The 10,819-nt window shown below is 39.0% G+C and carries 6 protein-coding genes and 1 pseudogene; all 7 read right to left on the bottom strand.

Going from position 1 to position 10,819, the window contains the following annotated elements; genetic code table 11:
- Positions 1-175: 175 nt before the first annotated feature.
- Positions 176-590: pseudogene (locus tag WKU33_RS09625) on the bottom strand (PRD domain-containing protein); the annotation flags it as partial.
- Positions 541-867 carry a hypothetical protein gene (locus WKU33_RS09620; protein WP_229782695.1) on the bottom strand — a complete coding sequence of 109 codons (327 nt, stop codon included), beginning with the start codon at positions 865-867 and terminating at the stop codon, positions 541-543. The gene WKU33_RS09620 and the pseudogene WKU33_RS09625, both read right to left, overlap by 50 nt.
- Before the next feature lie 105 nt (positions 868-972).
- Positions 973-1,560, bottom strand: coding sequence for an alpha-glucosidase domain-containing protein (locus WKU33_RS09615; protein WP_229782694.1), 588 nt, complete (start codon positions 1,558-1,560; stop codon positions 973-975).
- 733 nt (positions 1,561-2,293) lie between these two features.
- Complete coding sequence (locus WKU33_RS09610; protein ID WP_340454304.1) at positions 2,294-3,175, bottom strand: peptidylprolyl isomerase; 882 nt, start codon at positions 3,173-3,175, stop codon at positions 2,294-2,296.
- A 79-nt stretch (positions 3,176-3,254) separates the two neighbouring features.
- Positions 3,255-5,444: a Xaa-Pro dipeptidyl-peptidase gene (locus WKU33_RS09605; protein WP_340454302.1), complete on the bottom strand. Its 2,190-nt coding sequence runs from the start codon at positions 5,442-5,444 to the stop codon at positions 3,255-3,257.
- Between the two features lie 130 nt (positions 5,445-5,574).
- Positions 5,575-8,289, bottom strand: coding sequence for a M64 family metallopeptidase (locus WKU33_RS09600; RefSeq protein ID WP_340454301.1), 2,715 nt, complete (start codon positions 8,287-8,289; stop codon positions 5,575-5,577).
- Between the two features lie 208 nt (positions 8,290-8,497).
- Positions 8,498-10,711, bottom strand: a complete 2,214-nt coding sequence (locus tag WKU33_RS09595) for a M6 family metalloprotease domain-containing protein (protein WP_340454299.1) — start codon at positions 10,709-10,711, stop codon at positions 8,498-8,500.
- Between the last annotated feature and the right edge of the window lie 108 nt (positions 10,712-10,819).

Genomic DNA, 10,819 nt, shown 5'->3' with positions numbered 1-10,819 from the left:
CGAGAAAAAACTTCAAGACTATTTCTTTTCCAATTCTACAGTCTACATTATCCATGGAAATAACCTCACCAATTACTTCCTGTATATAGAAAGAGTGTAAATTAAGTTGTGAAGAAAGAGTTATACTCTCTACTTACACTGCTTAGTTTACACTCTCAATATTGTTTCTATTTGTTTACTCACTTAACTGATCATACGACAACAACCTATGAATATGCACGGCCAAATATGTTAGTTCATCATTTGGTATATTTTTTTCATATAATTGATAAATATATTCTATATTCTTTAATCTTAAATGCTCCATTCATTGCCTCAGGATATAGGTTGGCAATCTGCTCAAATAATATATTATCATCGTTCTCTAGCATCTGGTCCGCAAAATAGCGTTCTACAAAAAACTTTACATGAGTAATAAAGCGAATATAATGGATATTTTCCTAATCTATGTTTATATTCAATGTATACCTAACTAGATTTACAATAATTCCTATCATTTTGGCAGTTTTCATGGAGTCTTTTGATTCCGTCCCATGAGCGTTAATTAAATGGAAAGCAATGTTTGCTGCTTCTTCTATTGGCAACTCTATATTTCTCAATATAGCTATTCAAGGTGTTAAGCCCATCTTCCATAAGCGTCCTGTTATCCCCATGTCCATTATGCTTGCCATTAAAACAATCTAAATGGCCCAGGTAAAAAGCATATTCTGGCATGAGGGCTGGCTTACCGGTTAATTCTGTATACTCATCAATGATGCTAGGTATTGATTCTCCAACAAAATAGTAGGCATCAAATCTTTCTTCTGAATGCCTAAATGTTGCAGTTTCGGAAAAGTCATAGGAGCCCGGTTTGAAGGTATTACGCATAACCCCATATCCATCAGTACTTATATAGAATGGTACAGGGCTCGAAGCTGCACCTGCATCCCAACCACCACCTACAGAAATATTTATCGACTCATTTTTATGTGACTAATAACCATTTTGTTGTCCACCGCCATAAAAATATTCATTTTCATTTGTAGATAGTGTTTGTACTGTGTTGTTGTTCTCATATTTTAATGGGGCTGCCTCTTCCCAAAGAACCTTGGATTGATTTTTATCATATAAACTCATTTTCGAAGTTCCCTTTTCAATCCTTAATTCTATTGCATCAGTAGATATCCTATGAAATTCAGAATCCTCATCAATATCTACATCTATAGAACCATACTCCTCATTGTATTCGCTTTCATTTTTATCGATAATTCTAGTAACATGATCCGACTTGTTAGGTTCAGGATAATCTGGATACTCCTTTTCTGGATCTAAATGAAGCCGAAAAAGATTTTCCTTTAAAAAGGTTAACTTTATTCCTTCGCCTGTTGATAAGTTAACATATACATCGCCACCATCTTGTGTAATGTCTTCTACTGTACCAATAGATCCTTCCTCTTCAGCTGCATTTATAGTGCCGCTAGCCAGTGTTAAAGTAGTAATAATTACTAGTAACAATAAACTTATCATAAACATTCCTATTATACTTTTTGGCTCTCTAAGTTTATTCGTATTGTTTAGCATCTTAACCTCCATATCATATTCGTTTCAAACAGCATTGTTTGGTTCAAAATCCAATTATGAAATTAATCCAGCTCTAATAATAATTTATGAGTATCATGAGAATATCAGTTAATGATGCACCATAATATCGACACCTCTCTTCTTTTCACTTTCAACGACATAATAAATATATTTCATTCAGAAACTGTCGTTGAAGGCATTTTGCATTCTATTGACCATTCAATATAATTGAATTTTCATTGGGTTGACGGGTCAACCCAACTTATTTACTATTTTTAGAAATTTCTATCATTTCCTATGTAAAACGTACTATTTGGCTTTTGCATCTTAATGGATGAGGAGTTATTTTGTCCGTAAATAGCATTCTATTGAACAGAATCAGGGATTTACGGACTGTATATCCCCCACCTTCACATGTTGGTTTTCCTCTTGTTTAGAGGTGGGGTATTACAGACCGTTGATACGTGATAAAGTGAAACTTCATTCAGTGGGGAATTCCTTACCTCCCCACTGAATGTTAGTTGAACAGAATCAGGTATTTACGGACTGTATATCCCCCACCTTCACATATTGGTTTTTCCTCTTGTTTAGAGGTGGGGGAATTACAGACCGTTGATACGTGATAAACCCCAATTTCTTTTTATCAGCAGACTTACATCAATTGATAGCAGGATTATAAAAACCCTCACACTGCTTTAAATGAGAGTTTTTATAATCCATATTAATTTAAACGTTACCTACTTGCCCCTGTAACTTCTTGGAAACTATCAAATAGACCTTCATAGGATTTGTTTTTAATGTCCACTATAGAATCTTGAATCATCTGCTCTATTTTTACTTGAGTTTCAACCGTACTGATACTGTTTTTCAAAATTTCGTCGCGTAATTCTTCTTTTACCTCATCAAATGTACCAATTTCCTGATCTTTTTTTTGAATATCATTCACCTTTATAATATGATACCCATAAGTCGTTTGGACCGGGTCGCTTATGTCACCTTTTTCAAGAGAAAATGCAACATTTTCAAATGGAGGCACCATGGTTCCGGCAGAAAAATATCCCAGTTCTCCACCTTCTTCTGCAGTCATTGCATCTTCAGAGTATTCTTTCGCTAGTTCAGCAAAATCTGCTCCTTGTTCAATTTGTTCTAACACTTCTTCTGCAATATCTTTATTCTGTACTAAAATATGCTGCGCACTAATTTCCTTCGTCTTTTGTTCATAAGCCTCTTCCAGTTGCTCATCCGTTATAACAACTTCATCCAATGCAGCCTCCTCTTGAAGTAAGCCTAAGTATATAACATCCTTAAATGCTTCTTCATCGGCAAATCCCTGTTGCTGGATCATTTGATCAAATTGAATACCATAATTCTCTTTTAACTTTTCTAATTCATCAGTGACTTGCTCTTCACTAACATCATATTTCTCTCCCAATACCTGTATCATTACTAATTCTTCCAAGACTTGTTTGCCGTATCGTTCTTGTAAAGCCTCATTAAGTACCTCTTCGGTTATATCCCCGTAGGACGTTTCAATAACAACTCCTTGAGTCTCTTCCTGTTGGCATGCTGTTAACATAGCTATACATAAGATTAGTCCAAAAAAGTATTTCTTCATTCGTTAGCCGCTCCAATCATTGAAGGTTATATTTTTCGAAGATATGTACATATGAGAGGAAGAACCTCTCATATGCTTACTAGTTCTCTGTAAACTGTTTAATAAGGTATTCCGTATCAGCCCATAAAGTATCATAGGCTTCCGATGAAATCATCTGACCAACTTTTTGGAATTCTAGTAGTTGTTTTAAACTTGTAAGATGTTTAACAGCCTTGTCCAATTGATTGTTTTCTTCAAAGTGCTGGATGGATGCGATGTGCGTTTCCAATGCATGAGCAGCTGTTTCATTATTAATCTCACCTTGATTAATGAAATAATCAAGTACGTCTATTAAATCTGCTGTATGACTTGGAGAAGTACCACCATCCGATCCAATCGCTTGATTAAACGTCTCCTTACCGCCTACTACCGGTAGTTGGATAAAACTTTCTCCTAAAGCGATCTCAATCGTTGCACGGTTACTGTCTGTCATAATATAATTACGATCACTTCCGGTTACAATTATTCCAATCCGGTGTCCCTCTTTGAATACATAATCTTCTGGTAGAGTTTCCCAAGTGAATCGATAACTTCTTCCTGGCTCTAACGGTTCGGAATGCTCAAGAGACTCATAGTTTTGTGCATCAAGCCAACCATGTGTCACAATCTCATATGGTGCTTCATGTGTCACCAATTCTGTCTCTTTATAGCACGCACTGTCTTGTGGTGAGCTTTCTCCCCAACACGTTACAACATCGTCAAGTGTTTGAATCCCCTCTTCTCTTGAACGATGATGGATTCTTTCGTCGGTGCCATAATCAACAATTCGGACTGACAGGTTCGTATCTTCTTTATCAACCATTGTCTGTAAATTAATTTCCGGTATACCGCTCATCCGAACATCCTCTGTAAGTTCTGGGGTTAAGAAAATTAAACGATTTTCTTTTTCAGTGAACTCATCTTCGACCGCTTGCTGTTCTGTCTGCGATGGATTATCTACAAATGTTTGTGTTTCTTCTTTGATTACAGGTGCTGTTTGTAACGTTCCTGGCAGGTCCTCTGTTGCAGGTGCTAATCTGATGTCTACATTTTCTGTATTAGCAGCCGGCCATGTTTCTTCATCCTCCCAGTTACCATCTCCTCTTTCAATTTCTACCATCGGTTCATCCATAATTCCGTTATCAATATCAAGCAGCCAATAATCAAACCAGCGATGCAATGTTTCTACCCACTCAGCTCTTCTAAAATCAAATGGATCAACATGACCTGTCTGGGTAATCCAAAGTTTTCTTTGCACATCATTTTCTGCTAAAGCTAACCACCAATTGGAGAAATGATTTGCTTTCACATTATAGTCATTGATTCCATGTACAACGAAAACACTAGCATTTACCTTATCTGCATCTTTTACATAATTTCTTTCATCCCAAAAATCATTATAATCACCAGTATCATCATCGGAGGCAATTCTCATCTCTTCACGTATTGGCGCACAATCGGCGACACGTTCACTGTTTGTTACACGTCCAGCTAGACCACCCGGACCATTACGGTAAAAAGGAATTCCGCCATAACGGTAATAGTCATACCAGCTGCTTATCGCACCAATTGGTACAATAGTTTCCAACCCTTCAATTCCTTGGGCAGCTGCTGCATTTGCCAAAGTTCCATCGTATGACTTACCAATCATACCTACTTTTCCGGTCGACCAGTCAGCTGTAACTTCATTGCCATCTTTATCCCAAGCTTTTCCTTTACCATTTAACCAATCGATGACAACTTTAACACTTTCGGTTTCTTCATACCCACCTGTCGTCGGACATCCATGAGAATTATTAGTTCCAACCATATCAACTAGTACGACCGCATACCCCCTCGGAACAAAGTAGTTGTCATAATAAAGTGGAAACATTGTATTTTCCCCAATACCATCCGGGTCTTTAATTTGGCTTTCATTTCCTCGTCCCATGCTTTCGTAATAAGGACTTGCATCCATAATTGTTGGTACTTTAATCCCTTCTTCCGTTTCCCTTGGACGCATAATATCAATGGCAATCCGATCTTGTTCACCGTTCCGATCACTATCCATTGTTGATTCAACAAAAATAGTTTCTTTAATCGCATCTGTATAAGAATAGACAGGCTGCGTAACCCCATCTTCCATTACAACGTCCGCATTGGCAGATACGGTTTGCTCTAAACCGTCAACATGTAAAACCGGTGTTGCAACTAAAGCTACAAAACTAACAGATAACAATAGTTTCTTTAATGCATTCTTTGTTCTAAACAAGAAGACCCCTCCATATTTACCAATTTTCATAGATTATAAGTTGTATATATTCATAGAGTATAAAATTTCCTCGTCAGCCTCACTTGAACCAAAGTTATTCCCCTGTATATCTGCACATGGAAATATCTATTTATTTTTCCAATTCTTCATATAATTGTTGAGCTTCGTTAATCAATACAACGTAAGCTTTTTCTACAACAAGTCCTTGCTTATACAATTGATTAAGAAGTATTTCAAATCCTTCAAGGTGTTTAAGCGCTTTGTCATAAGCACCACTTTGTTCAAATGTTTCTATAGACGTCAAGTGGGTAATTAAGGACCGTTTTGTAACTTCCGTTTCAAAGGTTCCAAGCTCATCAAATTGTTCCACATATTGCTTGATTGTTGCGGCGCTTATATCAGCATCGGAACAATCGCCAACATTAAAGAGTGACAGGCTGTTCGGAGCACCGAAATCTGTGATACTAGAGCTATTGCCATAACACCCTAGTACACCATTGATTGAATTGCCTACTAACACTGGTCCATAGTAACCGTACTGCTCATTAGCAGATAATTGATTGTTCTTATTGAGTATTAACCAACCATTGAAAGTGTTCGCTACTAATGTCGTATCTTTAGTAGTTTCAAAGATATACGATTGTCCATTGACTACTGATTCAATTAACTGGATGGATTCGGCTTTTTCTGATTTAATATCCCCATTAATTGTACTATTGGAAATTAGTATCGAAGCTCCATTTTCAATGATGACATCCCCAAATACTTCTATATTTTCCAGACATATTTGTCCTTCCGTAACGACTAGATCTCCCTCGTAATCTTCTGTTACAGAATGCGAACATGTTAGTTTTTCTCCTGGTATGACAGTAGCTTTAAACTCTTCTGCGTTTCCAATATTCCCAGTAGCATCAATTGCCCGATGTTCGATAAGGTGGGTGTTGAAGCCAGGAATAAATTTACCGCCCCGATCCTCTTCGGTAAATGTTCTTTCAAAGGTTACAATTGAAAGTCCCCCAGTTCCAAGGTTTCCGTACGTTAATTCTTTAACATCTGTTCCGGAATGAGAGAACTTAAACGGTGTTCCTTCTGGTTGATCGGGGAATCCGTAATAGTTATACCAACCATCCTTATTTAAACGAAGCTCGCCAACAACATATCCCGGCTGGTCATCTTCAGGATTAAGTTTCATTTCAAACTCATTGAAATAAACATAATGCTCTATTCCACCTGATAATGTAGCTACCGCTTCCGACAACTCCTTAGGGGCTGTTGGTAGACCATTGTCGACTGTCCAAGAAACCGTTTCAAGGGCTGAATCAGGATTATTTGGATCTGTAACAGTTGCACTTAATTCAGAAGCCCCTGCTGGTAAACTAATTTTGCTTAGGTCAAGGAAACGGCTATTTTCAGCATCTTCTATAACATTGCCATTTAGTTGCCAAGTTACGTTCAATATACGATCGGTTGGATTAGGTGTTTCAACAAATGCGATCTCATTAAACGCAAGAGCATAGGCTGTTGCAGAATGATTGGTAAATGCGATATCCACTTCAGTCAGTTCTTGTGGTTCACCAATCGTCCATTCACGTATTTGCGTCATTCGAGGTCCATCTAAATAGTTAGGATCCCTGACAAATTCTGTCTTATCTTGAACGATTGCCTTGACGGTATCACCTACTTGTACATCTAACTTGCTTAGTTCTAGATGACGGGAATCATTTGTATCAGAAACGACTTCACCATTGATTTCCCATGTAACCTCTATTAAATGAAATCTTGGATAAATCGTATTAACAGCAAGTACTTCGTCTGCACCGATTTCCCCTTGGGGTGTCGATGTTAATGGCATCTGTCCTGTATTACGCATTCCTGTAATGCGTTGTGTCATTTGCTCTCTTGCTATTTGATCAAAATAAAATCCAGTATGTCTCATCATAGAATGTTGACTAGGACGCCATACATTTGAATTATAATACTGGCCACTTTCGTATCCATCTGGATCAGCCGCTCTTATAATTCCACCAGCTTCACTTTCTTCACCAAGCCACCGCCACCACTTAGCTTGATTCTCCATCATTTCTTCAGATGTCATGCGTGTATGATGAAAAGAATTTGGTTCTTGATTAGGATGCGCTTCTCCCGGAACACCACGGTCATAGTAAGGGTACTCATCGGCAATGCCGCCTAATGAATGTCCTAATTCATGCAATGAAACAAGGGGACCTTGTGGGCTACCACCAGTTGTTGTTGCATGAGTACCGCCAATCCCGCCATACGTGTCGGTGTTGCCAAGCGTTAGAGTTTGCACATTCTGACTATTCGCAGGGATTTCAAGTAATGGTGCAACATAGTCCTGCATAATTTCATTTCTAGCTTGGGCTCCACCACTTCCAAAGGTTACCCCTCGTGCAAGATCATCTGCCGGACACTGATTTGCATATTGCAAATTGAATACAGTATCTCTGCGCTCATTCCCATCCTCTGGATCACAACTAATTCCAGAATCTTTAGACGGCGTTTCAACCATATAAACGTTGAAATAATTTCGATAACTGCGGAACGGCTCAACACTCCACTGGACATTTTGGTTTCTGTCGACATGTTCCCGGTACTTGTCCATTTCTTCAGCTGTATATCCATCTCCAAAGATAATGAGATTTAATCGCTCCTCAGCTGGTCCCGTTATTTGTAATGGGACAACATTGACATCCCCTACTTCCAATTCCCCCTCTTCATCTACAGTAGAATTTGCCTCCGTGATATTCCCAAAAATCAATATCAATACAGTGGTGAAGAGCAAGACAAAAAAGGCTTTTTGTGAGATTTGATTCTTTATTGCCATTTTGACACCCTTTCTTTCCTATTCTTTATTACCATTCGCTTGAGTCTATCTCTATAGATAGAACCTGTTTATGGCATCTTTACTCACCTCTGCTTTCGTAGGTATGATTTTTCTAAAAGTAATAGGACTCGCCATATTCCCGAAAAACGATTTACTTAAAATAGAACATGGCGAGCCAATAATTAATGACAGGTATTAATCTATCAGCCTACTGATTCAGCAAAAAGCCTGTATAATCGTATAGTGCATCAGCCGCTTTTTCAGCTAACGATCCATTGTTTGAGTATTGGTCAATTAAAAGGGTGAACCCTTCTAAATGTTTAACTAGCTTTTCAGCATCATTTTGTTTCTCAAACTGCTCTATTGCTGTTAAATGCGTCGTTAGTGGTCGGACAGCTGCTTCATCAGCATCCCCACTATCTGCAAATAATTGGACTAAAGCTTTCAGGCTTGTTCCATTTACTTCGCCTAACAACACATCAACATCAGATGATGCTTGTTCAGTATCTGTTTCGGATGTTGCTGTGAACGTTAGCTGTGCTGGTTGCTGTTCACTTTCAGGGACTTTCACGTAAACTGGAGCCTCCACTGTTTCACCAGCTTCAACTTCAATCACATGATGAAGCGTCATTGTCTCCCATCCCGCATCTGTTTCTGCTTGGATTCGGACTAAGTCTGTTTCTTCACCAGTATTTGTTACGCTAAAGGTATGTTTTGCAACTTTGCCTGGTATTGCTCGTTCTGCAGAGACTGCAGCAGCTTCAACACTACGTTCAAATTCTCCAGCACTGTCTAAATGACGGACAGATACCCGGTATGAAAGCGCTCCGACATCGTCATATTTCTTATCTAGGATGTAGAAATGCAAACGATTATGCTCATCGATATACTCGCTTACGATATCTTCATCCGTCCCAGCTTTGAAAAGTGCATCTGCAAGCTGCTCTAGACCACCCTTCGAAATCATGGCGGTAGTACCGTCAGGCCGTACAAAATCCTCAATTGTTATATCCTCAGGCTTTGCATCTACTACCCAAATATTAGGCGCTGATTCGGTATTTTTCGTTTTTGCAATCAATACTCCTGAATCATGCGTAAAGGAGTCATAGCCCACTTGATCAACAACTTCAATCGTGTAGTTGTCATACCACTTAGCTCCACGTTGCATATCCGCTCTCCAGTCATCTTCTAAAGAATTAGGGGGTGTTAAATCTTCCATTTCGATGTTGATCCCCTTCAGATCATCCCGTTTAAAACCTTCACCAGATGGAACAGCTCTCGCAAGAATATCTGCAAAAATTGGTCCCGTCTCCGCTAGCTCGTCGCGATCAATGTTCAAGTACTGATTCTCAGACAGAAATCCTTGTTTAATTTTGTTACGCAACATATGATGTGGTGGTGTTGATCCACCTTGGATAGCCGGTATCATCCATCGTGTATGCGAGCCTCCCGGACCATTAAAACTTCCGCTGCTCATCAGTTCCCAAGAACCAGCATAAGTACGGGATACTGGATTTCCATAGGGGTTATTATAGTTATCAGCTAATCCCATCAGATGACCAAATTCATGGGCATAGGTTGCCATACCATTACTGGATCCTTGAATGGAAACATTTCTGCTTGCACTGGACCAAACAGATTTAGCTGCAAACCAAGAAGTCCAAGGCACGTAGCGTGTATTTACCCAGTTCGGTAAATCCTCACCAAGATTTGCTGGTGGACCGAATTCATCAGGAATTTCTTCTGGACTATTAAACATCATTTCACCAAATTCCTGCCAAACTCCCGTCTCGGCATATCCAGAATGCAAAATAAATATAAAGTCATAGTCGATTCCTGATGCATCTAAATCTGCCTGAGCTTTATTGACTGCCTCTGATCTTAAAGTCATCGGCGAATATCCTGGAGGTATAAAATCTTGCTGGTTGAATTCATTCAAACCGTATTGGAACTCTTTTCCATCCATCATATAGGGGCCATAAGCATCAAGATCTACCTGCCACTTTCCGTTTGAATTTTCCATCCAAAAATCGCTAATCGTACGGTAATTATTTAATGACTGTGGTGTGTTCAGATAGTCCAGCCAAAACTGCGGCAGCTCTTCTCTTGGAACGTTACCAATCTGTGGATTTCCAGCCGGATCTGTACCCTCGGGCTTTGTTACGACAAATTCCAGGTCAGGAAACTCTACTAAAACTAAAGCCCCTTTCAATTCCCTCTCCGGTTCGACATCTACTTCATCCCAGTTCAAGCCAGGTACAGGATTGAAATCATCCCAGGTCATGTCTCGAGGAAGTTCCCAACTCTCTATATCTACCGGATCGGGAAAGGCATCCAGGCCGTTCGGTGCAGCAAATACCAAAGGAGAAAATGTAATTAGAAATACTAACATTAATAGAAATGAGCGTTTTACTAATTTCATATTAGTAACCTCCACGGACGACGGGGGTTCTTAAGTATCCCCATCTCTCAAATTGTATTTTTAATAGAACCTTATCAAAGAGTAATAGCGATGCTGAACAAGAAAGTA

It is taken from the genome of Oceanobacillus sp. HCA-5259, assembly GCF_037892815.1.
Classification (GTDB): Bacteria; Bacillota; Bacilli; order Bacillales; family Amphibacillaceae; genus Oceanobacillus; species Oceanobacillus indicireducens.
This window is presented reverse-complemented; position numbering and strand designations above follow the sequence as displayed.